This is a genomic window from Hyphomonas sp. BRH_c22 (assembly GCF_000961795.1).
Classification (GTDB): domain Bacteria; phylum Pseudomonadota; class Alphaproteobacteria; order Caulobacterales; family Hyphomonadaceae; genus Hyphomonas.
This window is the reverse complement of sequence record NZ_LADU01000005.1, coordinates 117,361-139,047: the sequence shown is the minus strand read 5'-3', so window position 1 is coordinate 139,047 and position 21,687 is coordinate 117,361. Positions and strand designations below refer to the sequence as shown.

Here is a 21,687-nt window from a genome sequence, read left to right as displayed (position 1 = left end):
AAGGCCAGTGGGAAGCAAAGCGCGGCCCCCGCCGGCGAGCCCCCGCAGCGCGCGGCCTCCCGAACGGGAGGACGCGTGACCGGAGACGAGCCGGGCCGGTCAGGCGACATGGAAAAGGTTAAGGGCTCTCGCCGCCCGGACAGCCCCGCGTCAGCGGGCAGGGGAGGGGCGATGCCTTCAGATCCTCCCCCAACGCCTCGAACAGACGCTCGGCAACTCCTGCATCAGGCTCATGAACTCAGGTGTTCATTCGGGTCGGCTTTTTGCTGGCTGATAGGGGTTAGAGGTTTTCCTCAAGCAACTCGCGATATCCCCCGTCACGCAAGCGCTGGCCTTTTGCGAGCAAACGGGCCATCTCCGACTTCATGGCGCTGGACGGTCCGGACCAGTCCTGTGTGACGCGGGCCTCGCCATAGAAGATCATCGCCGTTTCGCGATAGGTCATACCAGCCTCAAAGGCATCAAGCGCGATCAAGGCGTTGCGGTAGCCAAGTCCCTTGCGTGACCATGTCGGCGACGTCGCTTCGGCATCATAGACGCGGTGGGCCCGTTTGAGCGTCTCGATATATTCGTCAGGGCAATCGAAGCCGGAAACGGAAAACTCCATTTTCACGGGCTCGCCGCACAGGAGCGACTTGCCGCTGCAGCGGATCTGGACGGAGCAGTTTGCCCCTTTGACGAGGAAGTGCTCGCGGCCGGCAGAATCGGTCAGGTGCACAATTCTGCAAAGGCGTGTGCCCTTCTCGAAGATTTCGTCAATCTCGTCAGGATCACGTTCACGGACATGGACCGCGATCTTGCGAGGGAATGTCTGATCGGACCAGAAGACATCTGTTGAAAGCGCAGTCTGGTCGGGATCGGGAAAGTACAGGAGCCCCCAGGCTTCGGCGGCGAGGTCCTGCTCAACCAGCTTCAACAGCTTGATGCCATGACATGCGGTCCCCGTTTCCAGCTGAGGTAGTACGGCGTATGCATCGTCCCTCAGGGCAGGATTACGCCTTGCAAACTCCCACGCCCAGTTCCCGCGCGAGAGATTGGCGGTGTAATTATACCTGACGAGCATATCGCTCAGGTCTTCTATCGTGCGAATAAGCATGTATCAGCCTCCCGCGTCAGGGGAATGCAGGACATGTGCCAATTTCAATCTATCATGGAGATTGCAAGGTTGCTTGCCTAAGGCAAAAGGGCACGCAAATGTGTGCTTACCGGACTAAAAGCACTGAACACACAAAAGCTGATTGAGCGTGTTCTGACTGCGTCGTTCGTCCAGACAAATTGGAGCTCGCAACAGTCAATAAGGATTGGTCTCTCACGTCGCAACTATTCAGCGGATTTTCGTTCTTTCAATATGTCCAGGGCTACGTCGACGATCATATCCTCCTGGCCACCAACCATACGCCTACGTCCTAGTTCAACCAGGATTTCACGCGTATCGATCCCATAATCTTTCGCTGCCTTCTCTGAATGCCGGAGGAAGGATGAGTACACGCCGGCATAGCCAAGTGAAAGCGTTTCGCGATCAACGCGAACGGGGCGGTCCTGGAGTGGGCGGACAAGTTCCTCGGCAGCATTCATGAGCGCAAAAAGATCGCATCCATGCTTCCATCCCTTTCGCTCGGCGGCTGCGATGAACACTTCAAGCGGCGCGTTTCCGGCCCCGGCACCCATGCCGGCCAGCGAAGCGTCCACGCGTCTTGCGCCATATTGAACGCCGACAATGGAATTGGCTACGCCTAGGGACAGATTGTGGTGGGCGTGGATACCCCGTTCAGTTTCAGGCTTCAGGACCTTGTCATAGGCTTGAAGCCGGGCGATGTATCCATCCATGTCGAGCGCGCCGCCACTGTCGGTGACATATATACATTCGGCACCATAGCTTTCCATCATGGCGGCTTGTTCAGCCAATTTCTCAGGCTCGACCATGTGGGACATCATAAGAAAGCCAACCGTGTCCATACCCAGATCTCTGGCAACACCGATATGCTGTTTCGATACGTCGGCTTCCGTGCAGTGTGTAGCGATCCTGACAGACCTGACGCCAAGCTTGTAGGCATGCTTCAGCTCCTCGATCGTTCCGATCCCAGGAAGGAGGAGCGTCGTCAGTTTCGCCGTTTTCACTGAATCCGCGACGGCTTCAATCCATTCCCAGTCGGTGTGGGCGCCAAAGCCATAATTGAAGCTTGAGCCATTCAGGCCGTCTCCATGGGCAATCTCGATTGCGTCGACTCCGGCCTGGTCAAGGGCTGCGGCAATCTTGCTGACGTGCTCGATACCGTATTGGTGCCGGATCGCATGCATCCCGTCGCGCAAAGTGACGTCCTGAATGTAGAGATTGTCGGATTTGGGATCAAATGCCATCAGGCAGTCTCCTTGGCTCGCCGCCGTGCGGCGATCTTCTCAGCGGTCGCAATGCCAGCTGATGTCATTATGTCGAGATTTCCCGCGTATGCAGGCAAATAGTGGGCGGCACCCTCGACTTCCAGGAAAACGCTGGTCTTGATACCTTCGAATGTGCCCAGGCCGGGAATCTTGACTGGGTTGTTCGAAACGAGCCGTTCGAACTGAACCTTTTGCTTCATCCGATAGCCGGGCACATAGGCGTTGACCTTTAACTAGACCTCTCTATCAGCACGTGCAATATTATCGATAATTAGGATCACAGAGCAATCGGACCGGCACTATGGCTGCAGCAGCTAGTCGGCAATAAGTCATTTGCATCATAGCGCCAAGGATACTGGGAGCAACAATGAACAAGGGCAGACCGTTCGGCTTGATCATAATGCTTGCCTGTTTGCAGGCGTGCGCCTTGGGCATGGCCGCGGTTGCTCAGCCCCCACAGGTTCAGATTTCGCAGGGCGTGATTGCCGGAAAGACCATCGGCGAGGTCGATGCTTTCTTTAATATGCCCTTTGCCGCCGCACCGGTAGGCGAGCTGCGCTGGCGCCCTCCGGCAGTGGCCCCGGGCTGGGAAGGTGTCCGGGACGGCACGCAGATGGGCCCCGCCTGCTCACAGCCATTGCGGCCTGCTGTCGTTGCCGGCGGTGTGGCAAACGTCCAGTCTGAAGACTGTCTGCAGCTGAACGTCTGGCGGCCGGAGGGCGCGTCGGGCTTGGCTGTGATGGTTTGGATTCATGGTGGCGCGCATGTGATCGGTTCCGGAACGTTCCCGATTTTCGATGGAACAGAGCTCGCCCGGCAAGGCGTGATCGTCGTGACGATCAACTATCGCCTCGGCCCACTCGGTTACTTTGCGCATCCGGCTCTGACGGATGAAGCGACCACGGATACTCCGCTCGGTAATTTCGGATTGATGGACCAGCTGGCAGCACTTCGCTGGGTGCAGCAGAACATCGCTGCCTTTGGCGGTGACCCGGCGCAGGTCACCGTGTTCGGGGAATCCGCCGGCGCAGTGAGTACCATGGCGTTGCTCTCGATGCCGGAAGCATCCGGATTGTTTTCGGCTGCCATTGTGCAATCGGGCGTCAACCTGCTTACCCCTCGAACGCTCCCGGAGCAGGAGGCGCTCGGGATCGCAGCCGCCGGCGCGTTGGCTATCGCGCCTGACGCTAGCGCAGATATACTGCGTGCAGCCAGCGCAGATGATTGGGTGAAAGCGGCTGGTCCTCGCAGCAGCGGCGCAGTCAATCCGTTCATCGATGGCCGGCTGTTGCGAGAGGCGCCTTCGCGGGCGTTTGAAGACGGCGGGGCGCTTGATGTTCCGCTTCTGGTAGGCGCAAACAGCAATGAGGCGAGCGTTCTGCTGGCCATGGGCATCAGCCCGCAATTGGCCGTCGCTTACTTCGGAGATCAGTTGGCTGAAGCAGAGGCTGCCTACGGCCTTGAGGCATCCGATCCTGAATTCGCACGGCAGGTTCTGGGGGATGCCTGGTTCGTGGCACCGGCCCGCTGGCTTGCCGACGCTACACAGGACGGTGCACCGAGTTATCTCTATCACTTCGACTATGTTGCAGAAAAGCGACGGACGAACTCTGCTGGCGCGGCGCACGGATCCGAAATCACTTATGTCTTCGACACGGTAGACTACTTCGAAAGCGTCGTCGGTGAGATGACAGAGGCAGACCGTCGGTTTGCGGAAGGAATGTCGGCGTGTTGGGTTTCATTTGCCAAAACCCACAAACCGGATTGTGAGCTGGTGCCTGCTTGGGGGCCATATGACACAGAGCGCGATGAACTCGCTCTCTTTGGGCCAGAAACACGAGTGATACCGGGCTTTCGGAAAACCATGCTGGACCTGATCCTTGCCCGCTACGAACATCAGGCGCCCTAAAGACTGAGCCCGATGTCACTGTCGATACGCATAAGGAGTGTTTTTGCATGATCAACCGGCGACATGCCTTGCTGCTTCCAGCCGCGCTTGGCGCATGTGCAGGATTGCCGGCCGCGCGAACCGGACCGGAAGAGTCCCTCGAGCGTGATGCGAGCGCGCTTGAACGCGCGGTGGTGACTTATGCCAGTTTCGGCTCTCATTATTCTGGCAGCGCAGGCGATCTTGCGACGACGGATTGGATGGAGGGCGAGCTCTCGACCGCTGGATACGAGACGCGTCGGCAGACGTTCGAAGTACCTGCCTGTGACGGCGAAACAGGAACGGTGTTACTGCCTGACGGGACACAAATTTCAGGACCGGTCCAGATGCCGGCTCGGGCGGCAGAGGCCGAGGCGGAGCTCGTCTACTGGAATACGGATACTCCGCCGCCAGCCTTGACCGGAAAGCTGCTGGTTTATGACGCAGGGTTTCGGCGCCATTCCAGCCTGATATCGACGGAATGGCAGCGCGTACTGAAAACCTCACGGGAAGCGCAGGTGGCGGGTGTGGCGGCAATCACCAATGGGCCAACACGGCTCGCTATTCGGCTCAATACCCCGGCCGACGGCGATATTGCTCCCATGCTGACCCTAGCGCCCCGTGAGGCAGGCGCCCTGCGCGCGGCAGCAACCCGTGGCGACACGGCCAGACTTTCCATCGCCCCAGCCCGGCCGGGCCGGTTGGCTGACAATCTGATTGCCCGGCGGACTGGCCCCGGTGCACGGATCGTTATCAGCACGCCCAAGTCCGGCTGGGGCATCTGCGCCTCGGAGAGAGGTCCCGGCATTGCGATTTTCCTTGAACTGGGGCGACGGTTCGCCTCAACCTGGCCGACGGCGGACATTCATCTGGTGGCAACGTCAGGACACGAGTACGAGAACCTGGGCGCCCACAGATTCCTGGAAAGTGGCGCACCGGCGCCGATGGACACAGCGCTTTGGGTGCATCTCGGCGCCAACCTCTCGGGAGTTGATTTTCATGACCTGGGTCCCACCCTACTGCCACTGCCGTCACCTGACCCGCAACGTTATCTTGGCGTGACGGAAGGAATTGAAGGGCTGGCCAGAGAGATGTTCCGCGGCCGGCCAGGACTGGAGGCCGCCTATGTCATGACTGCAGAAAATGCGGCGGGAGAGCTCCGCGAGATTCTTGGCGCCGGCTATGCATCCGCTTTCGGCGTCTTCGGCGCAGGACGCTTTCATCACACCGATCAGGATACGCCGGACAAGGTAGACATGCGTGAATTGGCCACAACAAACGCATCCTTCCTGCGCCTGATCGAGCGCGTTCTCAGTAAGGCCTGAAAATGACGCCTGCCGGAATGCCGGCAGGCGTTTAGGTCTTCGGGAGGAAATCCGTAGCCAGACTAAAAGTCGTAGCGAAGCTCGATTCCTGTCAGCCGTGGCTGGCTGTAGCGATTGATCGTGGGAGCTCGCGCCACAAAGTGGACTTCATCGGTCAGGTTGCGCGCAAAAGCCGTCACACTGACCTTGCCGAAGCGCGCCCCGAGGCGAAGGTTGATCAGTCCGAAATCGTCGAGCGGCGCGGTTGTGGCAGACAGTTCCTGAACGCCGCCAGTCTGCGCTGTGTAGACGAAATTGGCGAACGCTTCAGAATCAGGGCCAATTGGCCGGCGATAATTCAGGGTGGCCGAACCGAGCCATTCAGGAACCTGGGCCAGATCCAGCCCTTCGAATCTGCCGCTGATCACTTCACCCTCCTGATAGGAGAGGCTGAAACCGGTGGAGAGTTTGCCGCCAGCAATGTCGAAGAGTGAGGAAATCTCGCCTTCTACACCACGGCTTTCGGCGTCACCCGCGTTCGTGAGAAAGGACGTCGCCGCCACGGGACATGTCGGGTTTGTCAGCGCACATCCATTGTCCGTCTGGGCAATAAGATTTTCCTGATCGTTCATATAAGCCGCAATGGCGAAATAGGAATGGCTGCCAAGCGTACCCTTGAGGCCGATTTCATAGCTCTGGGACGTTTCGTCGTCGAACGCTGCATCAATGGGTCTGGGCTGCCGCGGATCACCAAGATTGGTGTTGAAGCCCCCAGCCCGGTAGCTGGTGCCGGCCTTGGCGTAAGTCAGGATACTGGAGGTCAGCTTGAAGGCGGCGGTGGCGTTGTAGGATAGGTTGCTCGGTTCGATGCTGCCATCCACGACCCGCGCGGCTCCGCCCAGGGGCGCCCCGGTGCCCCGGTCAAACAGGCGGGAACTGAGGGAGCGGTCATCCTGCGTGTAGCGAAGCTCACCTGTGAGGTTTAGCCGCTCGGTCAGGTCATAGCCGAGCGATCCGTACGCGGCGTAAGAATTATATTCGAGGTCGACGGGGGAGATACTGCCGGTCGAAGGGTTAGCGAGTGTGGGGGTTCGGGCATTCTCCACCGAATAATCGCTCTCAAGAAGCAGGAGGTCGATGCCCGCGAGCCAATTGAGCCGGCCATCGATGGCTTCGCCGGTGAGATGGACATCCTGGTTGAAGGACGTGGTCGTATCCCGCACGAAAGCTGCCGAGTTCACATCCAGCGGAACGACGGCAAGAATACTGCCAGCTGCAATGGCATCGGCGCGCTCCTGCGCATTGATCGCATCTGCATCGAGATCATATGCGGAGACACGCTCGCGATAGAGCGTGGTGGAATTCAGTTGCGCCCAGTCCAGATCGTACTTCGCGACGATCTGGTAGGAGTCAACGTCCTGCTCGGCAGAGGGCGGGGTGTTCCAGGGATAGTTGAACCTGTCCTGTATATAGCCGCCCGGGAAGCCTGGCGTGCCTGCAGGAATTTCGATCTGGTAGTGGATCGAGGGTGTCTCGAGAACTTGGGTTTCTGCAAGGAAAAGCAGATCGAGCGGACCGGAACTGTAGCGTAGCTGCGCGCGCAAGCCGTGGCCCTCTTCCCGGTCGAAATAGACGTCATTGACGGGGTTGTAGAAGAAACCGGACTCTTGACCCACCGCGAAGCCACTGAAGCGAACTGCCAATGTGTCGCTGAGCGCCCTGTTGACGACACCCTCGCCGCGCAGGTTCTCGTTCTCAATTCCATATTGCGCCTTCAGGTATCCGGATGTTTCAAATTCCGGCTGCGCCGAGACGATGTTGACGGCGCCGCCGACAGCGTTGCGGCCGTAGAGCGCACCCTGGGTGCCGCGCAGCACCTCAACGCGCCCGATGTCGAGAAAATCGATCAAGGCAAAGTTGCGCCCGCCGATGCCGCCACCGCCGATGTAAGAGGCATTGCGGTAGAGCCCGACGCTGGGATCGCCGTTCGTTGCGCGCGCAGTCGACGAGGCGCGGATCGAAAGTTCCGAGGTGACGGACGAGTTGAGGTTGTTGAAGCGAACGCTTGGCTGGTCGGCCAGCAGTTCGCCGCTGGTGCTGGCGCCGCCGCGCTCGGTGAGCGCGTTCCCGCCGATGACGGAGGCCGCCGTCGGAACTTCGGAAAGCCGCTCCTCCCGGCGACGCGCAGTCACCACCACTTCCCCTAGCCGAACTTCCTCTTCCGCGCCTTCGGAAGGCGCTTGTGAAGCAGCATCTTCAACAGCCTGGGCCGAGGCCGGCGCGATTCCATTGACAGCCACCGTCATTGCGGTTGTCGCAAAAAGCATAAAGCGAAGCATGTATTCCTCCCTCAAAGGCCCATCTTGGGCTTATTATCGATAATTTCAGATTATCGATAATATTTGGGGCGAGGTGTCAAGTACTTCATGCTGGCGAGCGGCAACAAACGGTAGCCTCGCAACCGAACGGGCGGCCGCATAGGATTGGCTATTTTCGGCGAGGCGGTTTCCGGCGCGCCTGTTCGACGGCCTGCGCATCAAGGTAAGTCGCCAGCGCTTCTTGATAGTAGTCCTGAAGGTTTCCGATCAGGGCGCGCGCAAGTTCGTCGGCCTTGTCCGGTTGGCGGGCCTTGATGGCGGCGCAGAGCCGCTCGTAGATTTCGGCAGACTTCAGCGCCGGAGCGACCGGAAGGTCTTCGAGGAACTTCTGCGAGATGATCCTCTGCTGCCACTTGGCAACAATCGCCACGCGGTCCAGCAAAGTTTTGGACTGAGGTGCACGGGCGCAATGCGCAATATAGGCACCGATGCGGTTGGAAACGGCAAGATGGTCGAACGTATTGCGCGTCGCATGCGCAATGGCCGTAAATTCCTTGACACGCGCGACAAGCTGTTCGGCCTCGCTGTCAGTCATGCGCTGGCTCGCAAGGCGACACACGACGCCGAACAGGGATTTCCAGAGTTCGAGGATCTCGATAGTCGCCTGCTTGTCAATCACCGCGACGCGGGCACCTCGCCAGGGCACGACCTCAACGAGTCCTATATTGGCGATTTGACGGAATGCTTCGCGTACGGGCGCGTGAGAAACCTCAAACCGTTTGGCAATTTCCCTTTCCCGGATCCAGGAACCCGGCGGGATCCGCCATTCAACGATGTCCTCAATCAGCGCTGCCGCGATGACCCGGTCCTGCGTCAGAGCATCAGTTATAACTTCCTGCGGCAATTCTTCTGGCTGGTCTGGCACACTGATCACCTTCATTTTTCGAGATTCCATCTAGCCTTGATCGTCTTCAAAAGGCAGTATTATCGATAATTCAATAAGGGAGAGTTTAAAAGTGCCTCGATACTTGCTTTTTTGGCTGGCCTTAACTGCTGGCTCGTGTGCAGCACAGCCTTATCCGACCGGACATTCTGATCAGAGCAATGCCTGCCAGCAGGCCATTGCATATTCAAATGCAGACCGAGGTCTGGCGGTGCTTGTGCTCAAAGACGGCGAGCCGGTCTGTAACAGCCCTGACCACGACATCAACGAACCTCACGAACTTTGGTCCGGCACAAAAAGCTTTCTTGGCATAATGGCCGCCATCGCAGCAAAAGATGGTCTATTGTCTCTGGACGAGCCGGTCGCCGTAACGCTCACTGAGTGGCAAGGAGACCCCCAGCGCAGTAAGGTAACTCTCCGTCACCTTCTGTCGATGACGAGCGGGCACAAGAGCCGCATCGGACGTCCGCCGGGATACGAAGCTGCGGTTGCAAGCGATATAAACTCGCTAGCCGGGTTGAAATTCCAGTATGGCGCCGTTCCGTCTCAGATTTTCGGTGAAGTCATGCGCCGCAAACTTAAAGCGGCTGGCCAGTCGGGTGGACCAAGAGCGTATTTGGAGCAGCGCTTGTTTGCGCCCTTGGGACTTGCGGGATACCGGTGGAGAAACGGCCCGGACAAGCAACCCCTGATGCCTCAGGGAGTCATCATGTCTGCCAGCGAGTGGGCGAAATTCGGCGAGTTCGTGCGCCTTGGCGGCAGGGTTGACGGCATACAGATCGTTGACCAGGAAACTTTTGAAGCGCTGTTCGAGGGAAGTGCAGCGAATGCCGCATACGGGCTATCCTGGTGGTTGCCGAGGCCCTCATCGTCAAAGGACGTCGTTACAGCGACGACAGATATTGACGATCATGCCGATAGTCTGCCTGATGACATGGTGGTGGCTGCCGGAGCGGGCAATCAGCGGCTCTATGTAATCCCGTCGCTTGGTCTGACCATCGTGCGTCTTGCAGATCTTGATCTGGGCGCAGCCTTGCGAGGTGATAAGGAACGCTGGTCGGATTATGTATTCTTGGAACTAACCTTGAATGCGGCACATTCCAGAAGCGTACCACAGAATAATTGATGTCCGGCGCACGAAAAATTGAAAACTTGTGTGGAAGACTCCAATGCTGCAAGGGTTTTTTCGTTTCGGCAAGCCCGGGTCGGAAGCTGACTTGTGTCCGACCTGTTAGCGCGACGTAATTGTCGCAGGCCTGAGTTTCCGCGAACCGAACCCCATTCTGCAATGCGGGCAGTTGAAGTCCTTGTTACTATGAGGGTTGTCTCGATTTCCGAGTGCCAAGATTGTCATTACTATTCATCGTCCTAACAAGTCTTTTGTGGCTATGTGTTTTCTCAGAAGTTCAGGCTTTGGCCGTTGCCCTGAAGGGCTCATTGCGGGAAAGCATGGCTCAAAAGATCCGGGCTGTTTTGTTGGCAGTTACAACAGTTGCAAATCTTGCGGGTTTTTTCTGGAGTATGCTGACTACCCACGGACCCGCCATTTCAGGATGGGCCTTGTCGGCTGCCGAGTTCGAAATGGCAGGACAATGAAGCCGCAGGGCGTCTACATTCTTTGGGGTACATCAATTATTCTCTCGACGCTATCGCGAGAGACTTTATTGTAATTGGTGAACGCGTAGCAGGTGGGAGGACGCGGCCGCACATAGTCGGCGCTTCGCTTGCAGGCTTGCAGCCATCATTACTGCGGGCATGCTTGCACGTGATGCATTTGCATGGACAAGACCATACTCACCATCCCCGGGGACGCGAAATACGACCCCAATCACAAAATCATGTGCTAAGGCCCAGCATGCGACCCGGGAGGACTTCACTCGTGGTCAGTAACCGGACAAAGCGGCGTATCGATCCTTAAGCCAGGTCGTCGAGCCGAAGCTCGCCTCGAGCACGCGTGCGCGCTTCAGGTAAAAGCCGACGTCATATTCGTCGGTCATGCCGATACCGCCATGGAGCTGTATGCCCTGGTTGCTGATACCGTGCAGTACGCGGTTGGCCTCGGCCTTGGCGATGGTCGCAGCGCGCGCTGCGCCGAACCCACCATCGACCGCCTGTAGTCCCGCCTCGACTGCCGAGCGCATCTGTGTGAGGTCGGCGAAAAGGTCCGCCATGCGGTGCTGCAGTGCCTGGAAGGTGGCAAGCACCTGGTTGAACTGCACGCGCTGCTTGAGATAGTCGAGCGTGGTGTCGAACACGGCTTGGGCCATGCCGAGCATCTCGGCTGCCGTTAGCACGCGCGCGCGGTCGAGCACATCGCCGAGCAAGCTTTCGCCCCCGCCTTTGAGCTTGTTTGCCGCTGCACCAACGAAATTCACTTCGGCATGGCTTCGCTGGTCAGAGAGCTTACGGGTGATGAGTAAGACGCCGTCACTCTTTTCGACTAGGTAAAGCCCATCCTTGGCCGCAACCACGAAGAGGTCTGCGCCGTGTGCCTCGTGAACGAAGGCTTTCCTGCCGGTCAGTTTGCCGCCGGAAACACTTGTCTCGATCCTGGCCGGATCATGAGAGGGCCCTTCATCGACCGCTAGCGTCGCGATGGCTTCACCGCTCGCGAGCTTCGGAAGCCACAATGCTTTCTGCTCGTCGCTGCCGCCCAGGATGATCGCCGATGCCGCCGCGGTGTTGAGGACGAGCGGGCTTGCGGTCAGCGTCTTTCCGAGCTGCTCAATCACGAGACCCGCCGAGAGCCAGCCAAAGTCTGACCCACCATACTCTTCAGGAATGATGACCCCGGCCCAACCCATTTCCACCATCTTGGCGTAGGCAGCGCGATCAAACGCCTCCTCGGAGCCGCTGGCGCGGACCTTACGAAATTCTGTCAAAGGGCTTTCGTTGACGGCCCAGCTGCGAGCCATGTCGCGTAGCATTTCCTGTTGTTCGTCGAGAACTGCCATTGTCAGTACTCCCCTCCTTACGCGTGATCGAGCATGCCGAGCACGCGCTTGGCGATGATATTGTTCTGGATTTCGGTCGAACCACCATAGATCGTTGCTGCCTTGCCGAAGAGCCAGGTGCGCACGTCCTCGAGTTCCCCCTCGGAAAAACCGTCGCCTTCCCAGCCAAGGCCCTGCAACCCACGGATTTCGATCAGTAGTTCCGAGCGTTCCTGTGCCAGCTTGGTGCCCGTCTTTTTGAGAACTGAACTGATCTCAGAGACTCCGCCGGGCGCCTTGCTTTCCTCGATCGCGCGGCGCGCTGTAAACAAGAAGCTGCTCCAGCGGATTTCGAAATCGGCGATCTTGTCGCGCAGCACATTGTCGGTCAGCCGACCATCCGCGGCGGTTTCGCAATATTTCTTCGCGATGTCGCCGAGGCTCTGCGCCATCATCAGAGCCAGATTGCCGCCACCAGAGATGTTGGTTCGCTCGTGCTGGAGCAGGCGTTTGCCAATGGCCCAACCCTGACCCTCTTTTCCAACGAGATTTTTCTTCGGTACCCTTACATCGGTTAAGAAAGTCTCGCAGAAAGGGCTGGTGCCCGAAATCATGGTGATCGGGCGGACTTCGACGCCGGGCGCATTCATGTCAATCAGCATGAAGCTGATGCCCTTGTGCTTGTCGCGCCTGTCGGTGCGAACGATTGCGAAGCACTTGTCGGCCCATTGCCCGCCGCTGGTCCAGGTCTTCTGGCCGTTGATCAGGTAATGGTCGCCTTTGTCCTCGGCGAAGGTTTGCAGATTAGCGAGATCGGAGCCGGCATTGGGTTCGCTATAACCCTGGCACCAGCGGATTTCGCCACGGCAGATCGCCGGAATGTGCTCGCACTTTTGCTCCTCGCTCCCGAATTCAAGCAGGGTTGGGCCGAACATCATTACGCCCATCCCGCCGATGGGATTGTAGGCCCCCGACTTGGCGAATTCCTGAGTGACGATTTTGGCCTGGGCCTTGGTCAGCCCGCCACCGCCATATTCCGTGGGCCAGGTCGGTGTACCCCAACCGCACTCGGCCACGGCCTCTCGCCATTTCTTCTGCTCATCGGTCTCGTTGGTCGGCCCTTCGAGTCCGGCAAGCAGATTGCCCTTGCCCTTGAGTTCTTCGGGGAAATTTGCGGCGAGGAATTGTCGCACTTCGGTGCGAAATGGATCGTCGTTCGCATGGGCACCGGATTGAAGCTGAGTTGGCATGGAGACCTCCGTTCAAAAATCGAATTGGCGTCGCCCCGAGCGGACGACGATGCATCACTCCGACTCGTCAGTATTGCTGCGCGGGAACGTGCAAAACCAAACCCTCCAACGTGGTCACGATGGGGATCTGGCAAGCGAGGCGGCTATATTGGTTCGCTCCCTCTGCGAATTGCAGGAGCTCGGCCTCCGCAGCGCCTTCCATGAGGCGGCCCACAATGTCGATCCATGCCGGATCGATATGAACGTGGCAGGTCGCACAGGCGCAGACGCCGCCGCAATCGCCGTCAATGCCCGGCACGCCGTTGAAGAGCGCCGCTTCGCGCGCTGTTTCGCCTTCGGCTACCTCGACCTCCCTCCGCGTTCCATTACTGGAAACGAACGTCACTTTGACCATCATAAACTCCGTATTTTAGTCCAGCCCATCAGCGAGCGTGCAGCCGCACCGGCAGTTTCGTGATCCCTCGCACAAGGTTCGAAAACAGACGCTCGGGCTCGCCGGTCACTTCGACCTTCGCGAAACGCTTGTGGATCTCTTCCCAGATGATCCGCAGCTGCAGTTCTGCAAGCCTGTTGCCCATGCAGCGATGGATGCCATAGCCGAAGGACAGGTGATGACGCGGGTTCTTACGGTCGATGATGAACTGGTCAGCTCTGTCGATGACGGTATCATCCCGGTTGCCTGACAGGTACCACATCACAACCTTGTCACCTTTCCTGATCTGCTTGCCGCCGATCTCCCAGTCCTGGAGCGCAGTGCGGCGCATATGGGTAAGTGGCGTCTGCCAGCGGATGATCTCCGGCACCATGCTGGTGATTAACGAAGGATCGTCATTGAGTTTGCGATACTCGTCGGGGTTCTGATTGAGGGCGAGCACACCGCCGCTGATCGAGTTGCGCGTGGTGTCGTTGCCGCCCACAATAAGTAGCAGGAGGTTGCCAAGAAATTCCAGAAAGGGCATGTCCCGTGTCGCTGGAGAATGCGCCATCATGGAGATGAGGTCGTTCTTTGGCTCCTGATTGATGCGCTGCTCCCACAGCCCTTTGAAATACATCGCGCATTCGATGAGCTCTTCGCGCCTTGCCTCATAGGATTCGACGATGCCGGTTTCAGGCGCGGCCGTTGTGATATCGGACCAGCGCGTGAGCTTGCGCCGCTCCTCCCACGGGAAATCGAACAGGGTCGCAAGGGTCATTGTGGTCAATTCGATCGAGACCTTGTCAACCCAGTCGATATCCTCGCCTACCGGCAGATCATCGAGGATATGGCACGCACGTTCACGGATTGTCGGCTCAAGTAACTGCAAGTTTGACGGCGCGACTGCAGAGGTAACGGCCTTTCGTTGCTGATCGTGCTTGGGCGGGTCCATGGCGATGAACATTTCAAGTTCAAGTGCACCTTCCGCCGAATGCATGTCCTGAATGGCAATTCCGCCGAGCTTCGCCTCCGACGAAAAGACTTTGTGGTTGGTATCGACGGCCATGATGTCGTCGAACCTGGTAACCGACCAGTATGGCCCGACTTTACTTTCACGGCAGTAATGGACCGGCTCCTCCTTGCGTAACCGGTCGAAGAACAGGCCAATCGTGTCCTTCTGAAAAAGGCTCGGCCGCGAAACATCGATTTGCTCGATCGGAATGGCTGCGATTTTTTCGACCGTATCCATTTCCATCGTTTCGATACTCATGTCCTGCCCTTCGATCCCATCAATAAGCCGCTAGTTGCTGAAAAGGTAAATCTTCCGCGAGGTGCAGTCAAGAAAGCTTATAATGATTTCTTGACGAGGAGTTGCAATCATGGACGTATTGGGTAGGTTATAGGCAAATGAATAGATTAAATCTTATAAGATAAATATCACAGGAGCGAGTCCTACGAAATGCAGCCGACGGTCGATAACGTGAAGAAAGCCAAGCGTGCGCTCTCGCTCGCGCAGGACATCGTTCGCGATATCGAGGCGGGGGCACGCGTTGCGGGGGACAGGTTACCGCGCGAAGAAGAAATGCTTGCGCGATACGAAGTCGCCAGAGCAACCTTGCGTGAAGCGCTCCGCTTCCTTGAGCTTCAGGGCGTAATCCATCTTCAACTGGGCCGTAGTGGCGGCCCGGTGGTCGCACGCCCCCAGACCGGCGATTTTGCGAATAGTCTTTCTCTCATCTTGCATTTCATGGAAGCAGACCTCAGGGGCCTGCTCGAACTGCGCGAAGCCATAGCGCCGGATGTCGCAGCCTATGCTGCCCAGCGCGCGACCACGGGCGACCTCAGCGCACTCGCCGATTGCCTCAAAGAGCTTGAGCGCAATGAGGCAGGAAGCCAGTTCGAGGAACTGAACCGCCGTTTTCACGACCTACTCGGTTGGGCCAGCGGCAATCCGCTCTTCGGCCTTCTGACTTCCTCTATGCATTTGCTGACCCGCGAATTCTCGCGCTCGCTCGGGTATTCGGCGCAAGAGCGGGCGGTCCAGTTGCGATTCCTGCGCCGTGTTCTGGAGGCCGTGCGCACAGGGGATGCTCAAGCGGCGCGGCAGGCCATGGCCAAGCTTGTGTCGGGTTCCGCGTCTTATCTGGCTGGACGAAGTCCCGAGCTTGTTTCCCAGAAGGTCAAGTGGGGACAGATTTAGAAAACTTGCGTCCGTCAAGGTCGCGGAATGGAGGATGTAAGGCGATGGCGCTCAAAAGCCGCATTTGTGAAATTCTCGGGATCGAACACCCCATCCTACTGGCCGGAATGGGCGGGGCGAGCGTTCCCGCGCTTGCTGCTGCGGTGTCGAATGCCGGAGGGCTTGGCGTTCTGGGGGCTGCGGCATGCTCGCCAGACCAATTGCGCAGCTGGATCCGCCAGACACGCGAGATGACCGACAAACCATTTGGCGTCGATACCCTTCTTCCCGCATCCGTCAGACGCGGCTCGGCCCCGCAGGTCGGGGGTTCGTCCGAAAATCCCACGGCACTACTTGGCGAATACCAGGAATTCACCCGCGACTTCATACGGCGCGAACATCTGCCCGAAGTGGATGTCGAATCGGCCATGCGAGCGGCGGGCGTGCCGAAGATGGGCAAGGCAAGTCCGCAGCTTTTCACGAAGGAGTTCTTCGAAGCGCAGATGGAAGTCGTGATCGAGGAAAAGGTACCCGTCTATGCTGCCGGCCTCGGCAATCCCGGTCCTTGGATGGACCGCCTGCATGCCAACGGCACCAAAGTCATGGCTGTCATCGGCAAGGTCAAGCACGCCCGGCAGGTGGTCGAAACCGGCGTCGACATGATCGTGGCGCAGGGGCACGACGGGGGCGGCCACAACTCGCCAGTCGGCACGATTTCGCTGATTCCCCAAGTGGTTGACGCGGTGGGCGACCGCGTTCCAGTGATTGGTGCCGGCGGCATTTCCGACGGCCGGGGTGTTGCCGCCGCGCTGATGTTGGGTGCCGAGGGCGCGTGGATCGGGACGGCGTTCCTCGCGACCGAGGAGGCGGGCATCGAACGATTCCAGAAAGAAGCGATCATCGAAAGCGGCGACGCCGATACGGTCGTCAGCCGCTCGATCACCGGTAAACCTGCGCGAATGATCCGCAACAAATGGGCCGATGCATGGATCGAGGCAGGCAAGGATCCATTGCCTATGCCCTATCAGTCGATGATCTCGGGGCCCGTCATGGCGTCGGGCGTCAAGGCGGAGCGCAAGGACGTGATCCCGGGTTTCGCGGGCCAAGGGATCGGCCTTATCCATTCGATCCGGCCCGCAGCCGACGTGATGCGCGAAATTGTCGAAGATGCGGAATTCGCACTCGCCCGCGCGAAGTCTTACTGCTGAATTGTGGTAAAGGTGGACATGACATGAGCAACGCGCTGAACCAACCGAAGGGGCATGAACTACGCCTACCTATTCGCCCGGGCGAAGCTATTGCGGCCATGCGCCGACTTACCCGGGACAAGGAAGACACTGCGCAGGTCTTCCGTATCGTCAAGGCGCTGTCGGGCAATTCCTATTATCGCAATTTTCGACGGTTCGCTGCCTCTTCCGCCGGGAAGCGTATCCTCCTGGAACGCGCGGACTTACTCGGCACCTTGTGTGATCGTGATCGCTTGAAAAGATGCGAACCGGGAACGCTGGGCCGGGCCTATCTTGATTTCGTTTATGGAGAGGGGTTGACCGCCGAGGGGTTGGTGGATGCCAGCGAAGCGGGAGGGATAACCGACTTCAACGATCCGGAAGTCGCACGCTACCGGAAGCGCCTGCGCGATTCGCACGACCTGTTCCATGTCGTGACCGGATATGGACGAGATGCGCTGGACGAATTGTGCGTGCTCTCGTTCTGCAACGCACAATTCTTCAATCACGGAATCGCCTTCATCGTTGCGATCGGAATTCCGAAGATGCTGGCCGAATGCGCCCGTTTGCCGGTCTCGCGTGCCGCGTTCGAAGCGTGGCGACGGGGTAGGAATGCCGCCGACCTGACAACCTTCTATTGGGAGGCGCATATCGATACGCCACTTGAGGAGGTACGCTGGCGTTTGAACCTGAAACCACCCGTTTGCTATCTTGGGGTTCAGGACCTGTCCCGCTCGTTTGAGCGAGATTTCCAGGCCAGCCGGCGGAGCAAGCTTCACGCATGAGTGCCTCATCCACCTTCAATTTCAGTGACAGGTCCGCGATCACCGGCGTCGGCGAGACAGAGTTCGTCAAGGGGACCGAACGGACGGCGGTCGACATGATGCTCGATGCCTCGCGCCGGGCGATTGCAGATGCCGGGCTAAAACCGTCCGACATAGACGGCATGGTGCCTCCGCCGATCTACACGACGTCGGAGGAAATGGCCGCCAATCTTGGCATCGACGTGCTGCGTTTTGCGGCGACGGTGCACATGGGCGGTGCGAGCCCTATAACGGCTCTGCAGAACGCGGCCATGGCGATTGCCAGCGGGCTATGCGACCACGTTCTGGTAACGCTTGGCTGGAACGGATATTCTGCCCTGCGGGCGAAGCCGGGCGCGCCGACGACCCGACCCATGAACATGAATACGCTGACCAACACAATCCGGGGCTATTATATGCCCTATGGCGTGTTCCTGCCGGTGCAGATGTATGCTTGGCTCGCCATGCGTCATTCCAAGCTCCACGGTGTCGGACCGGACGCGATGGCCGCTGTCGCACTCGCCTGTAACCGTCACGCGCAGTTGAATCCGAGAGCCTTCAACTATGGACGTAAACTCGACGTCGAGACATATCACTCGGCGCGCTGGATATCCGAGCCTTTCCGGCTCTACGATTGCTGCCTGGAAACCGATGGCGCCTGTGCGGTCGTCGTCTCGCGCATGGAGCGAGCCAAGGACATGCCGCATGTGCCGGTGAGCATCGCCGGCGCTGCTGAAGGTCACCCCTATCCCGCCGACGACATCCCTTCGCGTCCCGACCCCTTCAAGATCGGCCTCAGCTATGCAGCCCCGCGCGCATTCGAGATGGCAGGTGTCACCCGCGAGGATATGGATTTTCTACAGATCTACGACTGCTTCACTTATATCGTGCTGCTGCAACTTGAGGCACTCGGCTACTGCGAGCCCGGCGGTCAGACCGAGTTCGTCGCCAGTGGCCAGATCGAGCTGGGTGGACGCTTTCCGATCAACACCCATGGCGGCTTGCTCAGCGAAGCGCACGTCTGGGGCCTCAACCATGTTGTGGAGGCCGTGCGCCAGCTGCGCCACGATTGCGGCGAGCGCCAGGTCGTGGGTGCCCAGACCGGCCTCGTAACCGGCTGGGGCGACCTAGGCGACGGGAGCATCGCTATCCTCAGGAGGTTTGCGTGAGCGACGAGAACGAACTGCCACCGAAAATGCGCCTCTCTGCGCAGAAGGCGCCGCCCAAGCCGAAACCGCGCCCGCAGGACCCGATCGAGCAGGAATTCTGGAATCGGTGTCAGGACGGCCATCTCTATTTCCAGTGTTGCGGCGATTGCGGCACCTTCCGCCACCTGCCGCGCTATATGTGCGCAAAGTGTGGCTCACCGGAATTTTCGTGGGAGCGCAGCAGCGGGAAGGGTACGCTTTTTTCCTGGACCGTCACCCACCAGGCCCTGCACCCGGCGTTTGCCGCCGACATCCCCTTCGTGGCTGCGGTGGTTGAACTGGAAGAGGGCGTACGCATGGCCACTCGCCTGATCGAATGTGACCGCGACAGCCTCAAGCTCGACCTTCCCCTGGAATTGAAATTCGAACCGATCGGGGACGACTTCCGCCTGCCAGTTTTCCGTCCCCGCAAAGAATAGAAGCGACATGGATCTCGATTACGGACCCGAATACGACGCGTTCCGCAAACAGGTGCGCGATTTCATCGAAGCGCATGGCCATCTTGCGCCACCGTATGCGGCTCGGGCGGCCCGCCCCTCATCCAAAGCTGTCCAATGGCAAAAACTGCTGATCGAGCAAGGGTACACAGCCCGCACGATCCCGGCGGAGTACGGCGGTTACGGAGCCGAACCGGACATCCTAAAATCGCGCATTATCTCCGAAGAGTTTTCACGGGCCGGGGTGCCGGGCGGGCTCGCGAACCAAGGTATCTCGATGCTCGTCCCGACTTTGCTCGAACTCGGCACTGAGGAGCAGAAGCATCGCTGGATCGAACCCACGCTGAAGGGCGAGGTCGTCTGGTGCCAAGGCTATTCTGAACCCGGTGCCGGATCGGACCTGGCCAGCGTCAAGACCAGCGCGCGGGTCGAAAATGGCGAGTTCGTTATCAATGGCCAGAAAATCTGGACCAGTACGGCGAAGCAGGCCGACATGATTTTTTGCCTCGTCAGAACCGAACCCGACGCATCAAAGCACGACGGTATTTCCTACCTGATCTTCTCGATGGACACACCGGGGATCGAGGTTCGCCCCCTTAAGACAATGACGGGCGACGCCGAATTCAACGAAACGTTCTTTACCGATGTCCGCGTTCCGCTGGACCAGATCGTAGGCCGGCGGGGCCAGGGCTGGCTCGTGGCGAATGCAACCCTCGGCCATGAGCGCGGAATGCTGGGTGATCCCGACGCGCTCGAAAACCGGCTGCAGGCGCTGATCGCACTGATGCAGGACGAGCCCATCGGACAGGATCGCGCAATCGACAATCCGGTTCTGCGAGACCGGCTGGTGGCGCTCCAAGCCGAGGTGTCAGCGATGAAATGCAATGGGATGCGTAACCTTTCGAACAACCTCAAGGGTGAGCCAGGCGGCATGGCGAAGCTGATCGTCAAGCTGCAAAGCTGTGAGATTGCCCACCAGATTTCCGCACTGGCGATCGACGCTATGGGCGAGATGGGCACTCTCTATCATCGCAGCCCGCGCGAGCGAGACGGAGGCGCGTGGCAATGGAACTACATGTTCCAGCTCGGTCTCATAATAGGCGGCGGCACCGCGCAGATCCAGAAGAACATCATCGCTGAACGTGGCCTCGAAATGCCGCGCGAACCGAAGCTGGCGAAGATTTCGGATGCGGCGAAAGCAACCGCAGACATGCCGCGTCACAAACAGGGATCAGCCTAATGGATTTCGGACTTTCTCAGGACCAGCAGATGTTGCGCGATGCGGTTGCGCGGTGTCTTGCGGATACCTGCCCGCTCGATCATGTCCGCGAATGTGCCGAGCGTGACAATCCGCTTAGCGACAAAGTGCTCCGCGCCGTGCAGGACCTGGGAATTCCCGGGATGCTGGTACCGGAAGAGCATGGCGGCCTCGGCATGACCCTTCTCGACGCTGCCATAGTTGCGGAACAGCTCGCCTATGCGGTCGCGCCGGTACCTTTTCTCGCCAGTCATGTTCTGGCGCCTATCGCGCTGAGCGAGGCAGGCAGCGAGGAGCAAAAGGCCCAATGGCTGCCGAAGATCGCGAGTGGCGAAGCGCGTATAGCTGTCGCGATTTCCGAGACGATCGAGGCGCGCGACGGTGCGGTCGTTTCCTCTGCCGATGGGAGGCTCAACGGCACCGCCCTGTTCTGCCTGGATTTCGAGGGTGCCGACGCTTACATTGTAGCAGACGCAGGTGGCAGGCTGCACCTCGCTGCAGCCGATGCATTCAGGCTGGAGACAATCCCGCTGACTACCATTGATCGTACCCGCAGCGTCGGAGAATTGCGTTTCGGAGGGACCGAGGCAGAACTGCTTGCCGACGACAACGGAACGACCACGGCCCGTTTGCGCGATGCGGGCCGTGTGATCTTGGCCGCTGACAGCCTTGGCGCAGGCCAGGCCATGATCGAAAAAGCTGTCGATTATTCTGGACAGCGCGAACAGTTCGGTCGTCTTATCGGCAGTTTCCAAGCAGTGAAGCACATGTGCGCAGAGATGGCCGCACGTCATGAACCATGCCGCTCGCTTGTCTGGTATGCAGCTCACGCCTTTGGCGCGATGCCGGAGGATGTATCGCTCGTCGCCTGCCACGCGAAATCACACACCGGCGAAGTCCATCGCTTTGTCGCCCGCACTTCCACCGAAGTGCATGGCGGGATGGGATTCACGGACCTGATCGGTCTGCATTACTGGTTCAAACGCATTGGATTCGACCGGCAGGTGCTTGGAGGACCCGAAACGGTGCGGGCCGAGGCGGCAGCACTGCAAGGCTGGATCAAGGCCGCGTAATACACTCATTGCGGGGGCCTGCGAGACTGGCTGT

The 21,687-nt window shown here is 59.0% G+C and carries 18 protein-coding genes and 1 pseudogene; 10 read left to right on the top strand and 9 right to left on the bottom strand.

The annotated features are described in order from the left end of the window. Positions 1-280 precede the first annotated feature (280 nt). The 3 genes and pseudogenes from VR74_RS20285 to VR74_RS01160 all read right to left on the bottom strand — a co-directional run. Positions 281-1,096, bottom strand: a complete 816-nt coding sequence (locus VR74_RS20285; RefSeq protein WP_081812298.1) for a DUF2285 domain-containing protein — start codon at positions 1,094-1,096, stop codon at positions 281-283. 224 nt (positions 1,097-1,320) lie between these two features. After that, positions 1,321-2,358: a 4-hydroxy-2-oxovalerate aldolase gene (dmpG, locus tag VR74_RS01165; protein ID WP_045693617.1), complete on the bottom strand. Its 1,038-nt coding sequence runs from the start codon at positions 2,356-2,358 to the stop codon at positions 1,321-1,323. Next, a pseudogene (locus VR74_RS01160) lies at positions 2,358-2,609 on the bottom strand (acetaldehyde dehydrogenase (acetylating)); the annotation flags it as partial. The gene dmpG and the pseudogene VR74_RS01160, both read right to left, overlap by 1 nt. Positions 2,610-2,812: 203 nt before the next feature. Between VR74_RS01160 and VR74_RS01155 the strand changes: the two are divergent. Continuing rightward, a complete protein-coding gene (locus VR74_RS01155) occupies positions 2,813-4,288 on the top strand; it encodes a carboxylesterase/lipase family protein (protein ID WP_299949267.1) in 1,476 nt (491 codons plus the stop codon). A gap of 47 nt (positions 4,289-4,335) precedes the next feature. Further along, positions 4,336-5,631 (top strand): hypothetical protein, encoded by a 1,296-nt coding sequence (locus VR74_RS01150; protein ID WP_034742467.1) that lies wholly within the window; start codon positions 4,336-4,338, stop codon positions 5,629-5,631. Between the two features lie 62 nt (positions 5,632-5,693). On the opposite strand, the gene VR74_RS01145 is transcribed toward VR74_RS01150, so the two are convergent. After that, positions 5,694-7,949 (bottom strand): TonB-dependent receptor, encoded by a 2,256-nt coding sequence (locus tag VR74_RS01145; protein ID WP_034742465.1) that lies wholly within the window; start codon positions 7,947-7,949, stop codon positions 5,694-5,696. A 148-nt stretch (positions 7,950-8,097) separates the two neighbouring features. Beyond that, on the bottom strand, positions 8,098-8,868 hold the full coding sequence (locus tag VR74_RS20280) for a GntR family transcriptional regulator (RefSeq protein ID WP_051615546.1): 771 nt from the start codon (positions 8,866-8,868) through the stop codon (positions 8,098-8,100). Positions 8,869-8,944: 76 nt separating this feature from the next. On the opposite strand from VR74_RS20280, the gene VR74_RS01135 reads away from it, so the two are divergent. After that, positions 8,945-9,997, top strand: a complete 1,053-nt coding sequence (locus tag VR74_RS01135) for a serine hydrolase (RefSeq protein ID WP_045693614.1) — start codon at positions 8,945-8,947, stop codon at positions 9,995-9,997. A gap of 757 nt (positions 9,998-10,754) precedes the next feature. On the opposite strand, the gene VR74_RS01130 is transcribed toward VR74_RS01135, so the two are convergent. The 4 genes from VR74_RS01130 to VR74_RS01115 form a co-directional block, all read right to left on the bottom strand. Further along, the gene (locus tag VR74_RS01130; protein ID WP_034742462.1) at positions 10,755-11,825 is read right to left on the bottom strand and encodes an acyl-CoA dehydrogenase family protein; all 1,071 of its coding nucleotides are present in this window, start codon (positions 11,823-11,825) and stop codon (positions 10,755-10,757) included. Between the two features lie 17 nt (positions 11,826-11,842). Continuing rightward, positions 11,843-13,054: an acyl-CoA dehydrogenase family protein gene (locus VR74_RS01125; protein ID WP_034742459.1), complete on the bottom strand. Its 1,212-nt coding sequence runs from the start codon at positions 13,052-13,054 to the stop codon at positions 11,843-11,845. A 67-nt stretch (positions 13,055-13,121) separates the two neighbouring features. Beyond that, a complete protein-coding gene (locus VR74_RS01120) occupies positions 13,122-13,448 on the bottom strand; it encodes a 2Fe-2S iron-sulfur cluster-binding protein (protein ID WP_034742456.1) in 327 nt (108 codons plus the stop codon). A gap of 28 nt (positions 13,449-13,476) precedes the next feature. Then, a complete protein-coding gene (locus tag VR74_RS01115) occupies positions 13,477-14,739 on the bottom strand; it encodes a cytochrome P450 (RefSeq protein WP_034742454.1) in 1,263 nt (420 codons plus the stop codon). Between the two features lie 189 nt (positions 14,740-14,928). Here VR74_RS01115 and VR74_RS01110 point away from each other — a divergent pair, with 189 nt between their 5' ends. The 7 genes from VR74_RS01110 to VR74_RS01080 are packed head-to-tail and all read left to right on the top strand — an operon-like array spanning position 14,929 to position 21,653. Beyond that, positions 14,929-15,669, top strand: a complete 741-nt coding sequence (locus VR74_RS01110) for an FCD domain-containing protein (RefSeq protein WP_034742452.1) — start codon at positions 14,929-14,931, stop codon at positions 15,667-15,669. A 44-nt stretch (positions 15,670-15,713) separates the two neighbouring features. Then, entirely contained in the window at positions 15,714-16,856 is a 1,143-nt protein-coding gene (locus VR74_RS01105; protein WP_034742450.1) for a nitronate monooxygenase, read from the top strand. Between the two features lie 23 nt (positions 16,857-16,879). Further along, a complete protein-coding gene (locus tag VR74_RS01100) occupies positions 16,880-17,659 on the top strand; it encodes a Coq4 family protein (protein WP_206741485.1) in 780 nt (259 codons plus the stop codon). Next, a complete protein-coding gene (locus VR74_RS01095; protein ID WP_034742449.1) occupies positions 17,656-18,846 on the top strand; it encodes a transporter in 1,191 nt (396 codons plus the stop codon). The genes VR74_RS01100 and VR74_RS01095 overlap by 4 nt, the downstream gene beginning before the upstream one ends. After that, the gene (locus VR74_RS01090; RefSeq protein WP_081812282.1) at positions 18,843-19,304 is read left to right on the top strand and encodes an OB-fold domain-containing protein; all 462 of its coding nucleotides are present in this window, start codon (positions 18,843-18,845) and stop codon (positions 19,302-19,304) included. The genes VR74_RS01095 and VR74_RS01090 overlap by 4 nt, the downstream gene beginning before the upstream one ends. 7 nt (positions 19,305-19,311) lie before the next feature. Then, positions 19,312-20,562 (top strand): acyl-CoA dehydrogenase family protein, encoded by a 1,251-nt coding sequence (locus VR74_RS01085; RefSeq protein WP_034742447.1) that lies wholly within the window; start codon positions 19,312-19,314, stop codon positions 20,560-20,562. Continuing rightward, the gene (locus VR74_RS01080; protein ID WP_034742445.1) at positions 20,562-21,653 is read left to right on the top strand and encodes an acyl-CoA dehydrogenase family protein; all 1,092 of its coding nucleotides are present in this window, start codon (positions 20,562-20,564) and stop codon (positions 21,651-21,653) included. The genes VR74_RS01085 and VR74_RS01080 overlap by 1 nt, the downstream gene beginning before the upstream one ends. The last annotated feature ends 34 nt before the right edge of the window (positions 21,654-21,687 follow it).